Genomic DNA, 17,513 nt, shown 5'->3' with positions numbered 1-17,513 from the left:
TAGGAACTAATATGATTTTACCTGTAATTATGGCAGGAGGAACAGGCTCTCGCCTATGGCCACTTTCTCGGGAGCTTTATCCAAAGCAATTTTTAAATGTTACTGGCGAGCTGAGTATGCTGCAGCAAACTGTTGCGCGTTTATCAGGTTTTGAACACTCAGCACCAGTATTAATATGTAATGAAGAACATCGTTTTATTGCTGCCGAGCAAATGCGTTTAGGTGGCTTTGAGCATGGTGGAATTATATTAGAACCTGTAGGGCGTAATACAGCCCCTGCAATCGCGTTGGCTGCCTTACAGGCAGTAAATAATGCAACTGCTGATGAAGAGCCTATTTTATTAGTGCTTGCCGCTGACCACATTATCGAAAATGAGCAAGCATTTAAAACCTCAGTTGATAAGGCGTTGCCGTTTGCACAAAATGGCAAACTGGTTACTTTCGGTATAGTACCTACAGCGCCTGAAACGGGCTATGGTTATATTAAGTCAGGCACTCAAGATGGCGATGCTTTTTCTGTCAGTGAGTTTGTTGAAAAACCGAATCTAGAAACTGCTGAAGAATATTTAGCAAGTGGGAATTTCTATTGGAACAGCGGCATGTTTTTGTTTAAAGCTAGCCGTTATCTAGAAGAATTAGCTAAATTTGCACCTGAAATACTTTCTGTTTGCCAAAAAGCGTTTGCTGCGCCATCAAAAGATTTAGAATTTGTTCGTGTTGATAAAGCTATTTTTGAAACGTGTCCTGATGATTCAATCGATTATGCGGTAATGGAGAAAAGTAAAGAAGTTGTTGTTGTTCCTATGACTGCAGGATGGAGCGATGTCGGTTCTTTTTCTGCACTTTGGGATGTATCAGAAAAAGATGCTAACCAGAATGTAATCAAAGGAGATGTCATTAGCGTTGGTTCAACTAAAAATTATATTTATGCAGAAAACAAATTAGTCGCAACAGTTGGCATTGATAACTTAATTATTATTGAAACTAAAGATGCTATTTTAGTGGCACATAAAGACAAAGTTCAGGATGTTAAAACGGTTGTTAGACAGTTAAAAGAGTCTGGTCGAACGGAACATAAAATACACCGTGAAGTTTATCGTCCTTGGGGAAAGTACGACTCTATTGATTCAGGTGTACGTGATCAGGTAAAGCGTATTACAGTTAAACCAGGTGAAAAACTGTCTATTCAAAAGCACTACCATCGTGCTGAACATTGGATTGTAGTTTCAGGCACTGCAAGTGTACTTAATGGTGATAAAACAATTTTAGTGTCAGAAAATGAATCAATCTATATACCACTAGGTACGATACATGCTTTAGAAAACCCAGGAAAAATTCCACTTGAAATGATCGAAGTTCAAACTGGTAGCTACCTTGGTGAAGATGATATTGTTCGATTTGAAGATAAATACGGTAGAGTTTAATCTCTAATTCACCACAGTGGAAATAGTGAAGTAAACGCACTGAAATTAAGTGACTTTTTGTTATCGAATTGCACAGATTAAACGAATTAAGGCCTAAATACATTTTGGGTACGTTTTCCGTTCTTTTAGATTAGCTTACCCGCTGATAAGCATTTCGGTGTTGTTTTGTATGTCCCGGTATGCGAATCCTCTGCGTTCTCAGTTGTAAAATATTTTATACATACCAGCCTAATTGGAAAATAGATGAAAGTCTCGATTATTACAGCGACTTATAATAGTGCATTAACTATTGCAGACACGTTAGCTTCTTTAGAAAAACAAACCTATGACAATATTGAATATATTATTATTGATGGTTCATCTAAAGACAACACGTTAGAAGTAGTAAAAAAACAAAGCTCACGCGTATCGATTATTATTAGTGAGCCAGATAAAGGTATCTATGATGCACTGAATAAAGGTATTAAAGCTGCGACTGGCGATGTAGTCGGATTTTTACACTCTGATGATTTATTCGCTTACCCTGAAGCTGTGCAAGATATTGTGGAACAATTTAAAAATTCACAATGTGGTGCTGTCTATGGTGATTTACAGTATGTTTCTAAAGATGATACTGATCAGGTTATTCGCTTGTGGAAATCTGGTGAGTATCGAAAGTCGAAGTTAAAAAAAGGGTGGATGCCTCCTCATCCTACTTTTTACATGAAACGTGAGTTATATAACCAATTCGGTTTGTTTGATTTAAGTTTTAAAATAGCTGCGGATTATGACTCTCTATTACGCTATTTATGGTCTAATGATGTTAAATCATCATACGTACCAAAAGTGATCATGAAAATGCGTGTTGGTGGGGCAAGTAATCGTAGTTTAAAAAATATTATTCAAAAAACCCAAGAAGATATTATCGCGCTAAAAAATAATAATCTATTTTGGCCTGCCGCATTATTTATTAAGAACGTTTCAAAAATCCCACAGTTTATTTTTAAAAAATAGTGAATGCAAAAGAAATAAAAGTTACCACAGAGAATACTAATAAAATGAAGGGGATTTTGTGTTACAGAATTGCACGATAAGACGAATTTAAGATCTAAACAATACTTTAACCTTTACATCTTTAAATTTTTTTAAATTAGAGTAATTCGTAAAAGATGGTGATAACAGCGTTGGTTACATTTTTATATCTTTGTGTGCTAAGTCTCTGCGCACTTGATGATAAATAAGTTTAAAATATTCCTAATAATTCGGCAATAAAATGAATAAAAATTTAATTAGTTCGGTGGTTATCGCTGAAAGTGGTGTGGCTTTTGGTACCAGTGGTGCACGTGGTCTAGTTACTCAATTTACTCCAGAAGTTTGTGCTGCTTTTTCTCATGCATTTATTTCAGGAATGAAATGTAACTTTAGTTTCGATAAAGTTGCTATCGCAATTGACAATCGCCCTAGTAGTTACGCGATGGCAATGGCTTGTGCTGCCGCTTTGCAACAATTAGAAATTGAAGTGATTTATTACGGCGTAGTACCAACGCCAGCATTAGCTTATGTTGCTCAAGAAGATAATATTCCCGCTATTATGGTTACAGGTAGCCATATTCCTTTTGATCGAAATGGGCTTAAATTCTATCGACCTGATGGTGAAATTAGTAAAGCAGATGAGCAGGTTATTTTAACTGAACAAGTTGAGTTCGCTGAACTAGGTAAACTGACAGAATTAACGGTAAATAATCGAGCGACTGAAGAGTACATTGCACGTTATACGTCATTATTTGATACTCCATGGCTTACTGGTAAGCGCATTGGTATTTATGAGCATTCTAGTGCTGGACGTGATTTATATTACCGAATATTTGAAAAACTGGGTGCAGAAGTCATTGCATTAGAGCGTAGTGACAAGTTTGTCCCCATTGATACTGAAGCCGTTTCAGAAGAAGATAGCGCCAAGGCGATTGCTTGGTCTAAAAAGCATAAGCTTGATTTGGTATTTTCTACAGATGGTGATGGCGATCGACCACTTATTTCTAATGAAAATGGTAATTGGTTACGTGGTGATATCCTTGGTTTATTAACATCAGATGCTTTAAATATTGAAGCGGTTGTTGTTCCTGTCAGCAATAATACCGCCATTGAATTGTCGGGCCGATTCAAATATGTTGAAAGAACTAAAATCGGTTCACCCTATGTAATTGCAGAATTTGCCAAATTAGCTGAGCGTTTTGATTCAGTTGCTGGCTTCGAAGCTAATGGGGGATATTTATTAGGAACTGATGTTTTAGTTAATGGTCAGTCCTTAAAAGCCTTACCGACTCGTGATGCCGTTCTCCCTGCCATTATGCTATTGGCTGCAGCCGAAAAGAGTAGTATCTCTGCATTGGTTAATGAACTACCGCAACGTTTTACTGATAGTAATCGTATCCAAAATTTTGCCACTGAAAAAAGTTTGCAGATCATCGCTCAAGGCAAGAAAGATCCAACAAAATTATTAGTTCAATTGGGTTTTGATGATGCAGAGATCAAGAGTGTTGATGAAACAGATGGATTAAGAATGACCTTAACGGATGAACGTATTATACACCTTCGCCCATCGGGAAATGCACCGGAATTGCGTTGTTACGCTGAAGCAGATGATTTTTTAGTTGCACATGAATGTGTTAAAAATAGTTTGAATAATATTCAAACATTGTAATCTATTTTGAAATTATTTTTATGTGTCACATAAGTATCCATTTTTGAATGCCTTTTTAAATTTTTGTAGGATGTATTAAATAATGAAAATTGCCATTGCTGGTACAGGCTATGTAGGTCTATCAAATGCAATGTTATTAGCGCAACACAATGAAGTGGTTGCTGTTGATATCATCGAAGAAAAAGTTAAGCTATTAAATAACAAACAATCCCCGATTGTGGATGTTGAGATTACAGATTTTTTGGCAAATAAAGCACTTAACTTTACTGCTACGTTAGATAAAAAAGCTGCTTATAAAGACGCTGAGTTCGTTGTTATCGCAACACCGACGGATTACGATGCACAAACGAATTACTTTAATACCTCTTCGGTTGTAGCGGTAATTAAAGACGTGATGGCGATTAATCCGAATGCGGTAATGGTGATTAAATCAACGGTACCTGTTGGTTACACCAAAGAAGTAAAAGAAAAGTTTGGCTGCGAAAATATTATTTTCTCGCCAGAGTTTTTACGTGAAGGTCGCGCTTTATATGATAACTTGCATCCATCACGTATTATCGTGGGTGAACAAAGTGAACGTGCAGAAGTATTTGCTAACTTACTTGCACAAGGGGCAGTAAAAAAAGATATCGATATTCTGTTTACCGATTCAACAGAAGCTGAAGCGGTTAAGCTTTTCTCTAACACGTATCTTGCACTACGTGTGGCTTACTTTAACGAATTGGATTCTTACGCTGAATCACACGGTTTGGATTCACGCCAAATTATAGAAGGTGTGGGTTTAGATCCTCGTATTGGCAACCACTACAACAATCCTTCATTTGGTTATGGTGGTTATTGTTTACCTAAAGACACTAAGCAATTGCGTGCTAACTACGCGGATGTGCCGAACAATATTATTGGCGCCATTGTAGATGCCAACATCACCAGAAAAGACTTTATTGCCGACTCCATAATTAAGCATAATCCCAAAGTTGTTGGTATTTATCGCTTAATTATGAAAGCGGGTTCTGATAACTTTAGAGCATCGAGCATTCAAGGGATCATGAAACGGATCAAGGCCAAAGGTATTGAGGTAGTAGTTTATGAGCCAGTACTTAATGAATCAGAGTTCTTTCATTCTGCTGTCATAAAGGATTTAACTGAGTTTAAATCTACCTGTGATGTGATTGTCTCTAATCGTATGGTTAAAGAACTCACTGATGTTTCTGATAAAGTGTATACCCGCGATTTATTTGGTTCTGACTAGTATGTCTAATAGTCATTTGTATTAGGACTATTTTTTAATTAATCGAATGATCAATAGCTTGTAAAAAGGGTGAGACAAATTTGAGGCACATTTCAAATTTTGTCTCACTTTTTTTGCCTATCCCCGTTAAGTTTTTATTTAAACAGCTCTTTTTTTGATACTATAGCGCCTATTAACTATTGGGAAAGGGATGGGTTTTACCTAGGTAAATCTAACACTTACCGTCTCAATTTTTTATAACTTATTAATTTTATTATGGTGTCCGTTTTGTTTGTACTTTTTGTGAACAATATATACGTTCAGTAAAATCGAATGTACCTATTTCCAGTCTTTATTTATCTTAATCAGAGTCATTTATGTCAACGAGCCTAGCGGTATTATTTGTATTTTGTTGTTCTTTAATCAGTCTATTTGCATTTAGAAAACTAGCGAAAAAGGTGGGTTTAGTCGACAAACCTAATGAGCGTAAGCACCATGTCGGTCAGATCCCACTTATCGGCGGGATTTCTGTATACTTTTCATTAATGATAACGTTATTTATCACCTTTCCGATTACAGATTCACTGCTACTCTATGTTGCCTGCTCAACCATTTTAATTGTTTTGGGTGCGCTTGACGATCGCTATGACTTAAGTTTTAAGTCACGCCTTATAGTGCAAGCGGGTATTTCGTTAGCCATGATCTTAATCGGTTATAAAAGTTTGCATTATCTTGGTTTTATGTTTAGTGATAATGCCTTAATTATCCCTACTTATATCAGCTATATTGTGACTATTTTTGCTGTGATTGGGGCTATTAATGCATTTAATATGGTCGATGGTATTGATGGTTTATTGGGTGGATTATCTTCGGTCACTTTCTCAGCTCTTGGCGTGATGTTTTATTTATCTAGTAATATGCAGCTTGCACTCTTTTGCCTGCTATTGGTCGTAGCGCTATTACCTTACATTATGCTGAACCTTGGGATACCTTTTGGTCGTCGTTTTAAAGTTTTTATGGGCGATGCGGGCAGTATGTTTATCGGCTTCACTGTAATCTGGTTATTGATAGAAGCTAGCCAAGAGGTCAACGAAGTGGTCATTCGCCCTGTTACCGCATTGTGGTTTATTGCACTTCCATTGATGGATATGGTCTGTATTATGATCCGTCGTATTAAAAAGGGTCAATCGCCTTTTAAACCTGATCGCGAACATCTACACCATATTTGTCAACGACTAGGAATGTCGTCACGTGTTTCATTATTCAGCATCTGTTTCATGTCGGCTCTTATGGCAATAATTGGCATTTGGTCCGAAATCAATGAAATTAACGAATCAGTGATGTTTTTTGCTTTCTTGCTGGTCTTTTGTGTTTATTTTTATGTAATCAATCACATCTGGCGCATAACTGCATTCATGCATAAACATTTTAGTTTTACGCTGCCAACACAAGATTAAATTTTAATTTTTTATGGGGGAAGCCTTGGTAAAACTAGTTAACTTTCTGCTATAGTTTAAGACTTGTTGACTTAGTAATTTTTAGACCTAAGGATTGGGTATGGAATTTTTATTTCCTTTTGCTACTGCTTTCTTCCTCTGTTTTGCAACGATACTTGTTGTTAACCCTATAGCCATAAAAATTGGATTGCTCGATTTACCAAATGATAGAAAGTGTCATGATGGTGCGATCCCATTGATTGGTGGGATCGGAATATTTTTCAGTGTTTTAATGGCATCATCAGTTTTTCTTGAACATAGTCAAACGCTTAACTTATACCTCATTTCTTCAGCTTTAATTTTATTTTTAGGTGTTTTGGATGACCGCTATGATTTGTCGGTTAAAATACGTTTAGTTTCTCAGGTGATTGTGGCATCAATATTAATCTTTGGTGCGGGTTTTTATCTTACTTCTCTTGGCAATATTTTATATTTTTTTGAATTCAAATTAGGGGTTGTCGGGATAATCGTCACGGTATTAGCTGTAATTGGTTCTATTAATGCCTTTAACATGGTCGATGGGATAGATGGTTTAGCCGGTATGTTAAGTTTAGTGACGTTTACCACACTAAGTTTTCTTTTTTATCGAGCTGATAGTCCGTGGTTTTTACTACCGTTACTGTTTAACGCTGCCATTTTAGCTTATCTGTTTTTCAATTTACGCTGGCCTTTCTCTAGCGTTAACAAAATTTTTATGGGTGATGCAGGCAGCATGCTCATAGGTTTAACTGTTGTTTGGCTTTTGGTATTAGGCACTCAAGCGTCAGCCTTGCCAAATAATTTAGACATGGTAAACATTCAAGTTTTCTCACCTGTTACAGCATTATATTTAATTGCCATCCCATTAATGGACATGGCTGCAATAATGTATCGCCGTGTTCGAAAAGGTTTCTCGCCTTTCAAACCAGATAGAGACCATTTACATCATATTTTCGAACGTGCTGGCTACACTCGTAAGCAAACGCTTGTCCGTATAACAGCTCTTTCTGCTTTATTAGCCGTCGTGGGCTTAGTTGGGGAAGTGTATTATGTTCCTGAATGGATCATGTTTGTTGGTTTTATTTTATTATTTTTAGGTTATAACTGGGCTTTAGCTCACGTCTGGAAAATTATTACGTGGTTGAAACGTAATTAGTTCTCAATGCTTAAGGTTATAATTAGTCATTCAAATTTTATTAAAGGTACTTCATGAAAGTTGTTATTCCCGTTGCAGGCCTTGGCACACGTATGCTTCCTGCAACTAAAGCGATTCCAAAAGAAATGCTTCCTATCGTTGACAAGCCGCTTATTCAATATATCGTTAATGAGTGTGTAGCTGCTGGTGTTAAAGAAATTGTACTGGTTACCCATGCCAGTAAAAATGCCATTGAAAACCACTTTGATAAATCTTACGAGCTTGAATCAACGCTTGAAAAACGAGTTAAACGTCAGCTTTTAGAAGAAGTTCAGTCTATCTGCCCTAAAGATGTAACCATCATGCATGTGCGTCAAGGTGAGGCTAAAGGCCTAGGGCATGCAGTGTTGTGTGCTAAACCTTGTATCGGTAATGAACCTTTTGCTGTGGTACTACCTGATGTTATTTTGGATGAATATACAGCAAACCAAAAAACTGAAAACTTAGCTGCGATGATGGCACGTTACCATACTAGCTTTGCTAGCCAAATTATGGTTGCGCCAGTACCAGATAATGAAGTGAATAAATACGGTATTGCAGATTGTAATGGTGATGAAATCGCCCCAGGTGATTCAGCTAAAATCAAAGCTATGGTTGAAAAGCCTGCCATTGGGACTGCTCCATCAAACTTAGCTGTTGTTGGTCGTTATGTGCTATCAGAAAAAATCTGGAATCTATTAGCTAAAACACCAGCGGGCGCGGGTGACGAAATTCAGTTAACAGATGCGATTGATATGCTAATTGAACAAGATACTGTTGAAGCGTTCAATATGACCGGTAAATCACATGATTGCGGCGACAAACTAGGTTACATGAAAGCCTTTGTTGAATATGGCCTGCGCGACAAAAAGCTCGGTGATGATTTTGCTAAAGTAATTAAAACATTGCTCTAGATTAGATTACTTTCGCATTACCAATAAAACCAACTCACAATGAGTTGGTTTTTTGCTTTTAGAGACAAAATTATAAAATGGGGATTTTATTAAAACGTCTACACCTTTAAGAAAAGCCTTCACTTCGCATCAGCGTATCAAATGCATTTCCATCAGTACGTGATGCATTCGCTACATAAGGGGCATATACGTCAAACAATAAGCGAGTATCGCTGTGACCAAGCATTTGAGATATGTACAAGGGATTCTCAAGGGCTGCGATATGAAGCACTGCTGCAGTGTGACGCGTCTCGTAAGCGCGTCTGCGTTTAAGTCCTGCTTTGATTAATGTGGGGTACCATAATGCTTTACTGATATAATGTGTATCCAGTGGCACACCGGATTTTCCGGTAAACACAAAGTCAGAATAGGGGGCATATCCAGCCTCACTTGAATCTTTAATGCGTTTAAAGGCTTCATAGATGGTATCGCACATCTTTAAGTCTCGGCGTGATTTAGGCGTTTTTACATCACACACTTCCCCATTTACCCAGTTCTGGCGGATACGAATTAAGCGGTGTTCAAAATCAATATGCTGCCATTCAAGCCCGTGTATCTCGCAGCTACGTATCCCAGTCCAAAATCGGATAATAAAGTAATCCTTCCACTCTTGTGGCACCTTGTCTAAAAACTTGCGCACCTCTTCAATCGTCATCGGGTGCGACTCTGCTTTTTCTTCCTTGAGCGCTTTGTAGCGTCTTAACGGATATTCAAATTTACATTCCTCAGCGGCCAAGCTAATAATGGCAATTACAGGCCAAAGTAAGAAATTAATACGGCGATTGGATAATTGGCGTGTATCACAGTCTTTCATTATTTCCATTAATTCTTGTCGAAAATAATCTATTTGCGACAGGGTGATATCATTTACCAAGGTATTACCGAATTCGGGTATAAGGTATTTATCGAGTGTGTTGCGGATGGTGCTTTTATAACTGTTTTTCCAAGCGCCTTTTTTGCGTTCAAACCATTGGTTAGCAAAGTCATTGAAAAATGGGTATTCACGGTCAGGGTGTTTGTCGCGCTGTAATTGCTCAAATTTAGCGACTTTTTTACTTTTCGGAAAATAGTCACGATATTGAAAGCTGCCTAAATCTATCTCAGCATTCATTTTTTTGAGCATGGCTTTAGCTTTGGTGAGGTTTTTAGGGGTTGCCATCAATTTACTGCCTTCACGAAAACGGCAGCCATAAAGATGCATGTCGAACTGAATGCGCCCGTTTGGACGTATGCGAATATGAGCCATAGTGGCCTCCATTGATTTTAGATCGTTAAATAGATCTGTCCCTTACCAATGGAATTCGTTAGAATTTGCCCATCGGCTGGGCTCGGTTAATAGTCGTCGCAGCCGGTACGGGGTAGAGTGGTTGCCGCCACTCTGCCCCAACTGCTTCATTTAGTGTTACTTTAGGTTAACAGGGCTTTTAAAACGCGCAAGTTAACCCATTACTGCCTACTTCTACTCTTACTTCTTAATTTTACCTTCCTATCTTTCATTTGTGTTTTCTCCCAATAGCATTCAATTGAGCACTATTGGTTAAAAATACATCTGTCACTATAACTAACACTGTTTATTTGTCCAGTATTTTGTTGTCTGATATTTGTTTTTTATAACGTCATTACTAAAAAACCATTAACTCCAATTGTTCGTTCTTATCTAATCCATTTTCTTGCCGTATTGTTTCAAGTATTTCCTGGACAGTCTTTGTGACACAGCCATTTTTGATTTTTTTGATATCGCTTTCACTTATATCAATGGCTTCTACAGGAATTTGTACATAGGGCAGGCTTCCTTCTTTTGTGCTGCTATAAAACTCAAAAAAGCGTTCATGATTTTTATTGATGACGATACAAATTTTAACTTGCTTCATGCTAGTGAGATCATTTATGTGAGTGTTTATTAGTTCTTTGGGGTGAAAACGGTATAAACGGGTTTGATCGGATTTTATCGATTTGGCATATACAGCTTTTGATAAGCCGTCATCACTCATTGTCGAAGACATATATATTTTGCTATCGTCGATTAAGAAGTAACATTGGTCGGCTTTTTTTGCTTTCTTATAATCAGCGTGAGATTCGATTTCACCTTTAAAGGATTGAATATCTGCTATGAGAGTGACTTCAATCGTTGATTGGTTTTGTTGTGTTTCTATAAATGCAGTGAGCCCTGCAATTGAGCGTGTCACTGTTTTTTCAGGGCTACGGATGGTAATTAATTCACCTTCTTGCGCAATAGCCACTGTTTGTGATTGCGTTTCTTGGCAAATATGGCGCAATTGTTGATAGGTTTCATTATTAATTGTTAGAGTTACTGGCAGTGGGATATTGCTTGATAACGTTTCTATTCCAACGTTTCCTCCACGCTGAAAGCGTAGGTTATGTGAGTTGGTTTCGAGCTGTAAATATTCAAAGTTGCCTAATGGATTTACATTCATATCTAGCTTATCTAAATCAGCGATCGAAAACTCAACAACCGCACGTTGTGGCAGCGTATCAATATACTCAACATGCTTTTTAAAGGCAGCTAACAGGTCAAATTTACGACAAGATGGATAGATAGGATTGAGTGACGGTATCGATATATCGGGTATTTCAACATGAGTGGCATTTATGTATTTCCCATTCTTGTATTCCAATTCAAATATGAGTGGCAAAAGTAGGGAACCAGTGCTTTTTCTATTGAACGCAATTACTGATTTAAGTGAGTGTTTAAAAAAGTCACCTGGAATGTAAAACTCAGCCTGTTTAAGTCCGTGGCCTTTTTCTAAAGGTTGAACGATGAGCGAGTAGTTAGGGTTGCTACCGCCAACCCAGGTTACCGTTGCATCTTTTGGTGAAATGAAAACACTGACGCCGTAATCCGCTTTTTTGGCTTGCAGTTGTTTACTAATCGCTTCAAAAGAGCGAAATAGCGTGTGTGGGATGACGAGCTCATTCATAAATACCTCTTCTACTGAAGTGATTGGAAGTTTGTTAAAAACTGATGTAAATGCTGATAAATACCTCGGTCTAGCGAGGGCTGGGACTTTGCCTTATTTTTAGTGTTTAACTTCAATTTAAAAGTAATGATTAAATGACTATTTCCAGTTGATTGTGTAATGCTGCGATAGGTTTCGCCTTTAATCATAAATTGTTCTTTAAGCAGTGTTTCTTGTCTTTGAATGTTGGTCTTTCGATTGCAGACTAATTCAAAATCAAGGGATAACCAGTGCCATTGATGAGTCCTAAAAACGCGAGTGATCAGTTGAGCATTCTTACTGTTACATGCCAAGATAATGTGCAAAGGAAACTCAGCTTGATTATTGCTATCGAGTACAAAAGCAGGAAGAAGCGACAATGCTGTTTTTTGCTTTTTAGTTAATGGCTGATAGGTGTGCTTTCCTGAACGTTGCCAAATTAGACTGAACATTTTCCAATTTAATTCTCCTAAGCGTACTTGCTTTAATAAATCATTTAGAAAATGGCCTGATGGACATGAGGCGCAGCTTGAAAGCCAAATAGATGCTAAGTCATTGCGTGCGATGTCATAGGAGTCAGTGGGTGGCAAATCTTGAACTGCAGGTATGCTTAACGTTGATTTTTGCGATGCTTTAAATAACCAATTTTTGAGCGTTACCTCAGTCAATAGAATAGCGTCTTGTTGCTTCTGACTAGGCATTTTATCCCGATAATCAGTATTAATTAGACTGAGTTGGCGTGATAGGTCATTTGATGTAGGACTAAGTCTTAGCAAGTACTTTAACTCATTGTGGTTAAATTCACGTTGTTGTCTCTCGCCAAAGCCATAGCGGTAAAAAGGGTATAGCCAATCAATACCATGAAGGTAAGACCAACGGGTTGTGGAGTAGTATTTATGCCCAATTTGCTGACAAATTTCACTTAGTAATAAATTGTCATTATATTGTGAGAAATGCTTGGTTTTTACCCAATAATGAAATCGCTTTGCTATGGCGCTTGGACTGAGTAAACGAGGTAAATAGCTTTCATCGGTGGTTTCATTAGGTGATATTTCATAAGCGAGATGCAGTGCCTGTTGCATAAAAAGGTAAATGCCACTGTGGCGAAGGTGATGAAATCTGACATCCTCACCAGCAACAGCCTTAATTGCTCTGGTAATAGGGAGTAGATAGTGTAACTGCCTAGAATGCATTTTTTCATCTGCAAACCCAATTAATGGTTCATTTACGGAGGCCGATTGCTTGATGTCGATAACCATCCTGACTAAGCAAGCGTATTCTTCGGGGATCACGACATGTACCATTCTGGCACTTTTATTTTTTGTACTGCCTTCAGTGGTTTCTCTGATATCAAAATGAAACTGCTGTTTGTCTGTGCTGTAACAGAAGATATCTTGAATCCTAAGGCGTAATACTTCCCCTCTGCGTAACATTGCAAAGTAGCCAATGATGCAGGCTACGGCACAGAACAGTCGTTGCATCATTTCTCCAGTGTCTTGCGTGAGCAAGGCGTTAATGACTTCGTCTAATTCCGCTAATGTGAGGTAATTAGGGTCAACACTGGGGGGGGATGTTGGTGGATCAAACTCTGAAATATCTAAATTCTCGGTTAAAGGATGGTGACTCATAAAGCGAAAAAGGTAGTGAACATATTTTTGATGTCCCTCATTGCTTAAGCTGTCATAAACCGTGTGCGCCCATAAGTGCAATGCGTCACTATCAAGTGTTTTTTCGTAAGGTAGTGGGTTATCTTCAAAAACTTGTTCAATATTGGTATATGCATTAATTGTGTCATCAGACAACGTTTCTTTAATGACACCGCCATACTTGATTAAATCAGCTTTATAATGAAAAAGCATTGCTGGCAATATGTTATGTGGGTTCCACTCTGGCGCTAGTGCTGCCTTTTGTGAGCTGTTTAACGATGTTTTTCGTAATGTTTTATGTGGCCATCGATTAACTTTGGCTTTTGAGCTGAGCCCTTCAAACCAATTTTCATTCCAATCCTTTTGATAAATGGCTGTTAAGGCAAGATGCTTTTCTTTTGTTTTGATGATTGGTTTATTAAACGCAACATGCCTTTCTGGGTCACGAATGTCTTTTAAAAAACTCGGTACGATATTGTCTCTATATAGCCAAACCGATTGAAGGCGCAGGTGCCATTTTTGAGCATTTAGCTCTGGTAACGAAAAAGGCGTTACTGGTGTATATAGATTAAGTTTACGCACCAATTGGCTAGCAGTTACTTTTTTGTTCTTATGGTCTAAAGTTGAGTGCTTATCATTGGCAAAGGTTGTTGCGTAATAGTCCTGTAAAACACGGTATACAAACAAAGGTAAATGATAGCGGGTGAAATGCTGCTTTTGCTGTAGTTTACTTTTTTTTGCTAAGTGAGTGATATCAAGGTAAAGCGAAGTGCCTTCTTGTTTGATACTGCTAGGTTCATTGAGAACATGTGCTAGATACTCAATTGAAAGCGGGGCGACCTCTAAACCAATAACTAAAGCGGTAAATTCACTACTTACAGCCGGGCGTACTTTAATATATTGAGTACGAATCGATTCGTATCCATCTTGAAGTATACCTGCTTGATGGGAAAATTGGTTGAGCTGATCAAACCACTGTAAATCTTTATCTTTTAACTGATTAACGACTTCAGGTGGTACTTGCCAGTGAAGTGCATCGCTTAAATAGCAGAGTAGATCATTGAGTGCATTTCTAAGCTTTTTTTGTCTCCCTGTAGGGATTGTCTTGATGATTTTTCTTAAGTAATTTATTTCATCAGAAGTGACTTCGCGTTGGTATGCAGATTGTTCACTTGCAGGCATCATGCTATCAGGCCAATGATCAATAACCCATAAAAGTTCCTCCTCTTCTGCGCAAGTGCCACCCCCACGTTGATAAAAGTGAATAATGTCGGCAGGTATTAAGCCATTAAACCGATTAGACATAGCAAACCTCTTTGATGTCAAAGCGACTAGCCAAACTGTTTAAATGCTGCTTTATCGTGGTTAAGTTTGCAGGAAAAAGATGATCACTTCCAAAGTGCTCACCATATTCTGAATGCCCCATTAATCGGTCGATCTGACTGGTTGTTAGCCTGATAGGATAAACACTGGTTAGTGCGCATTGAGCAAAAGTGTGCCTCAGCATGTAGGGGGTTTTATTTTTTAATCTGTCATGCATAAATAGCTTTAACTTTTTAGCCGTTAATGGGCAAGCTTGTCCACTAGGATCACATAAATACCATAGATAAGGACTGTTAAATGAGCTGGAAAGGTGAGTGCTTAATGAGCGTTGTAAACTGAGGTAGAGTCTGAGCTGTTGGCTAAAGTAATCACATAAAATGATTTGCCTCAGTCGCCCTTTATCACTGACGGCACAGGTACTTAATCTGTAACAACGTTCCTTTTCAATTGAAATCGCATGAGTTGGACGAACACCAGTGAGAAATACAAACAGTAAAGCAAGGTGGTAAGTACATAAGTTGTAATATTCAATATGCTGACTTAATTCAACTTTACCAACAGGCTTAGAGCGAATAATTTCATCATGTAATGAAGCAAAAAAATGAGTGACTTCATGTTCTTGTAGTACTCTTGAGCTGCCTATTTGGATCGGAATATCAGCTCTTTCCTCAGTCCCTCCTTGGTATTGTATTTTACGCAGTTGGGCAATTCTGCCTTCTTCGATGAGTTCATCTGGCAATGATTGCCCTCGGTGTTTATTGATTAAGTAGAGTTCTGATTTTTGTTCTTTATTTGAGGAGTTAATTGAAAGCATCGCTTCCCAATTGAACAACCTTACTTGAGTAAAAATATGCTCTAGATAACGTTCGTGCGCCTGATATATTCGATAGCGGATCCGATCACTGTCTTCTGATTGATACGCTTTGGCGTTTCGGTGGTGCAATTTGTGCTCTCGTAGCAAGACATATTTACTCGTGCTTGAAAGCTCATTATCAACCAGAATGCAATTTGTGAAGTAATTGAATAATTTGTCTTTTCTTGCGCTTGGAAATCCTATAACAGATGTTGATTTTCTCCATTTTTTAGTCAGTATCTCAATAATTAAATTTTTCTCACTTCTTGATAGCCAAGGCGTGTTATATCGTTGTTTTGAAATAAACGGCCTAAACAATGCATTTAACCCTTTAGGTATTGGTTGCCAGAGAAATACTTCACCTTGTTTTGTGGGGTAGGGTTGAGCATATTCAGCCCAAGAGTGACTACCGTCTTTGACCGTTCTAAAAGCATGTTCTTGGCACTCTTCACTGCCTGTTACACGAATACAGTCAGGGATAAAAAAATCGGCGGGTTTAGCATTTTTATCGTTGGTCTTATCTTTTGTTAGCCGTTGAGTGAGCCATAAATAGATAATAACGACGAGAAACTTTTCTTTGTTCACTTTTTTATAGTTTCTATTGTTCAACGTGCTAAAAAGCTTTATGAGCGCCGTTGCAATTTTGATGGGGTCGGGCATCACTCCACCGGCGTTTCGTTGGCGATTTTTTTTGGCGATAGAACTCGACTTACCCATGGCTGCCCCCTTGTGAGTGGGTTATTTTACGAAAAGCAGAAGGAGATATTTGGGCTAGCTGACTTATTTGATTTTTATTTGGAGTGACTAAGTTCATTGATTTTGCTTTATCAAGTCGGCTATGCAATATCTCAGGAAGTCGTTTATATTTTTGGTAAAACAATGCGGGTTTAATTAAGGCTAGGGTGGATAATGTCGGTTCGGGTTCGCTATAAATATTTAATGATGCTGTTAGTTTATGGGAATCAGGATGACCAAGTAGCTGTTTTAAGATGGGCATTGGAGCCAATAAGTAATAAGCATCAACTTTTGCTCTTTTCACTACAGGGATTGGGCAGGAATCAAGAATACTCTGCAGTTGTGCAAAGCTAATAAACTGAAGATCGGGAAGCGTCGATAGCTGATGGCAATCGCCAGACAACAAAGTTGTGAGCTTTGGATGCTGGTGCCATTCAAGTGAGTTTAGCGGCAACTTTTTTGTCTTTGGCATAACAATATTCTCCTAAGTCATCTTATGTCCTTATTTTTAGATGCATTTATTTAGTTATTAATTACTTGCACTGTTGATTTATACAGTTGTTTGGTTTATAAATCAACAGTGTTTTTTGATTATTATTCTATTTTTAGCAAGTTTACTTTTGTGATTATTAGTCGCTTAAGTTTTCAAGAATATGTTTTTGGTTTTTTGTAGGAGGCTGGTATGGAGCTTACACAGAAAGGTTTTAAAGTCGGACTTAAGGCCGTTTTAAAAATACTTGATAAATGGGGCTGTAATGAAAATCAAATATCAGTCTTACTTTGCTTTAAGAATAAAGACGACATCAGCGCCGCTAATCAAAGTGACTTAACTCAAGATCAAGTCATACGTATAAGCTACATTTTGAATATCCATGGCGGGTTAAGACAGGTTTTTTCAAATCCAGATAATGTTTACGGCTTCATGACAATGAAAAATCAGCACTTATTATTTAACGGTCAAACACCACTTTCGCTTTTATTGGAAGGGGAGCATAGTACTTTGAAGCTGTTATGAACCATGTTTTAAATTTGGGGAATTTTTAACGTTCTGCACATTAGGGGGGA

Annotated in this window: 13 protein-coding genes; 8 read left to right on the top strand and 5 right to left on the bottom strand. The window is 37.9% G+C overall.

All coding sequences use genetic code 11. From position 1 onward, the window contains the following. The first annotated feature begins 11 nt into the window (after nt 1-11). From AN944_RS03320 to galU, 7 genes are all read left to right on the top strand, one after another. Complete coding sequence (locus AN944_RS03320) at nt 12-1,424, top strand: mannose-1-phosphate guanylyltransferase/mannose-6-phosphate isomerase (RefSeq protein ID WP_055023157.1); 1,413 nt, start codon at nt 12-14, stop codon at nt 1,422-1,424. A 243-nt stretch (nt 1,425-1,667) separates the two neighbouring features. After that, complete coding sequence (locus tag AN944_RS03315; protein WP_055023156.1) at nt 1,668-2,417, top strand: glycosyltransferase family 2 protein; 750 nt, start codon at nt 1,668-1,670, stop codon at nt 2,415-2,417. 259 nt (nt 2,418-2,676) lie between these two features. Further along, nucleotides 2,677-4,104, top strand: coding sequence for a phosphomannomutase (locus tag AN944_RS03310; protein WP_055023155.1), 1,428 nt, complete (start codon nt 2,677-2,679; stop codon nt 4,102-4,104). Between the two features lie 82 nt (nt 4,105-4,186). Continuing rightward, a complete protein-coding gene (locus tag AN944_RS03305; RefSeq protein WP_055023154.1) occupies nt 4,187-5,353 on the top strand; it encodes a nucleotide sugar dehydrogenase in 1,167 nt (388 codons plus the stop codon). Between the two features lie 356 nt (nt 5,354-5,709). Next, nucleotides 5,710-6,789 carry a UDP-N-acetylglucosamine--undecaprenyl-phosphate N-acetylglucosaminephosphotransferase gene (gene wecA, locus AN944_RS03300; RefSeq protein ID WP_055023153.1) on the top strand — a complete coding sequence of 360 codons (1,080 nt, stop codon included), beginning with the start codon at nt 5,710-5,712 and terminating at the stop codon, nt 6,787-6,789. A gap of 100 nt (nt 6,790-6,889) precedes the next feature. After that, nucleotides 6,890-7,963, top strand: a complete 1,074-nt coding sequence (wecA, locus tag AN944_RS03295; RefSeq protein ID WP_055023152.1) for a UDP-N-acetylglucosamine--undecaprenyl-phosphate N-acetylglucosaminephosphotransferase — start codon at nt 6,890-6,892, stop codon at nt 7,961-7,963. 53 nt (nt 7,964-8,016) lie between these two features. Next, nucleotides 8,017-8,895 carry a UTP--glucose-1-phosphate uridylyltransferase GalU gene (gene galU / locus AN944_RS03290; protein ID WP_055023151.1) on the top strand — a complete coding sequence of 293 codons (879 nt, stop codon included), beginning with the start codon at nt 8,017-8,019 and terminating at the stop codon, nt 8,893-8,895. A gap of 106 nt (nt 8,896-9,001) precedes the next feature. Here the strand turns inward: galU and AN944_RS03285 are convergent, their stop codons facing one another. The 5 genes from AN944_RS03285 to AN944_RS03265 all read right to left on the bottom strand — a co-directional run bounded on the left by AN944_RS03285 (nt 9,002) and on the right by AN944_RS03265 (nt 16,920). Further along, the gene (locus tag AN944_RS03285) at nt 9,002-10,180 is read right to left on the bottom strand and encodes an Arm DNA-binding domain-containing protein (protein ID WP_055023150.1); all 1,179 of its coding nucleotides are present in this window, start codon (nt 10,178-10,180) and stop codon (nt 9,002-9,004) included. Nucleotides 10,181-10,556: 376 nt separating this feature from the next. Beyond that, complete coding sequence (locus AN944_RS03280; protein ID WP_055023149.1) at nt 10,557-11,873, bottom strand: hypothetical protein; 1,317 nt, start codon at nt 11,871-11,873, stop codon at nt 10,557-10,559. Nucleotides 11,874-11,884: 11 nt separating this feature from the next. Further along, a complete protein-coding gene (locus tag AN944_RS03275; protein WP_055023148.1) occupies nt 11,885-14,842 on the bottom strand; it encodes a hypothetical protein in 2,958 nt (985 codons plus the stop codon). After that, complete coding sequence (locus AN944_RS03270) at nt 14,835-16,430, bottom strand: hypothetical protein (protein WP_055023147.1); 1,596 nt, start codon at nt 16,428-16,430, stop codon at nt 14,835-14,837. The genes AN944_RS03275 and AN944_RS03270 overlap by 8 nt, the downstream gene beginning before the upstream one ends. Then, entirely contained in the window at nt 16,423-16,920 is a 498-nt protein-coding gene (locus tag AN944_RS03265; protein WP_055023146.1) for a hypothetical protein, read from the bottom strand. The genes AN944_RS03270 and AN944_RS03265 overlap by 8 nt, the downstream gene beginning before the upstream one ends. A gap of 210 nt (nt 16,921-17,130) precedes the next feature. Between AN944_RS03265 and AN944_RS03260 the strand changes: the two genes are divergently transcribed. Next, complete coding sequence (locus AN944_RS03260; RefSeq protein WP_055023145.1) at nt 17,131-17,463, top strand: DUF2384 domain-containing protein; 333 nt, start codon at nt 17,131-17,133, stop codon at nt 17,461-17,463. The last annotated feature ends 50 nt before the right edge of the window (nt 17,464-17,513 follow it).

This window comes from Shewanella sp. P1-14-1 (assembly GCF_001401775.1).
Classification (GTDB): domain Bacteria; phylum Pseudomonadota; class Gammaproteobacteria; order Enterobacterales; family Shewanellaceae; genus Shewanella; species Shewanella japonica.
This window is presented reverse-complemented; position numbering and strand designations above follow the sequence as displayed.

Excerpts from the sequence above, each read along its gene's own strand:
- AN944_RS03320 (WP_055023157.1), top strand. The coding sequence starts at position 12 with ATGATTTTACCTGTAATTATGGCAGGAGGAACAGGCTCTCGCCTATGG.
- AN944_RS03315 (WP_055023156.1), top strand. The coding sequence starts at position 1,668 with ATGAAAGTCTCGATTATTACAGCGACTTATAATAGTGCATTAACTATT.
- AN944_RS03310 (WP_055023155.1), top strand. The coding sequence starts at position 2,677 with ATGAATAAAAATTTAATTAGTTCGGTGGTTATCGCTGAAAGTGGTGTG.
- AN944_RS03305 (WP_055023154.1), top strand. The coding sequence starts at position 4,187 with ATGAAAATTGCCATTGCTGGTACAGGCTATGTAGGTCTATCAAATGCA.
- wecA (WP_055023153.1), top strand. The coding sequence starts at position 5,710 with ATGTCAACGAGCCTAGCGGTATTATTTGTATTTTGTTGTTCTTTAATC.
- wecA (WP_055023152.1), top strand. The coding sequence starts at position 6,890 with ATGGAATTTTTATTTCCTTTTGCTACTGCTTTCTTCCTCTGTTTTGCA.
- galU (WP_055023151.1), top strand. The coding sequence starts at position 8,017 with ATGAAAGTTGTTATTCCCGTTGCAGGCCTTGGCACACGTATGCTTCCT.
- AN944_RS03285 (WP_055023150.1), bottom strand. The coding sequence starts at position 10,180 with ATGGCTCATATTCGCATACGTCCAAACGGGCGCATTCAGTTCGACATG.
- AN944_RS03280 (WP_055023149.1), bottom strand. The coding sequence starts at position 11,873 with ATGAATGAGCTCGTCATCCCACACACGCTATTTCGCTCTTTTGAAGCG.
- AN944_RS03275 (WP_055023148.1), bottom strand. The coding sequence starts at position 14,842 with ATGTCTAATCGGTTTAATGGCTTAATACCTGCCGACATTATTCACTTT.
- AN944_RS03270 (WP_055023147.1), bottom strand. The coding sequence starts at position 16,430 with ATGGGTAAGTCGAGTTCTATCGCCAAAAAAAATCGCCAACGAAACGCC.
- AN944_RS03265 (WP_055023146.1), bottom strand. The coding sequence starts at position 16,920 with ATGCCAAAGACAAAAAAGTTGCCGCTAAACTCACTTGAATGGCACCAG.
- AN944_RS03260 (WP_055023145.1), top strand. The coding sequence starts at position 17,131 with ATGGAGCTTACACAGAAAGGTTTTAAAGTCGGACTTAAGGCCGTTTTA.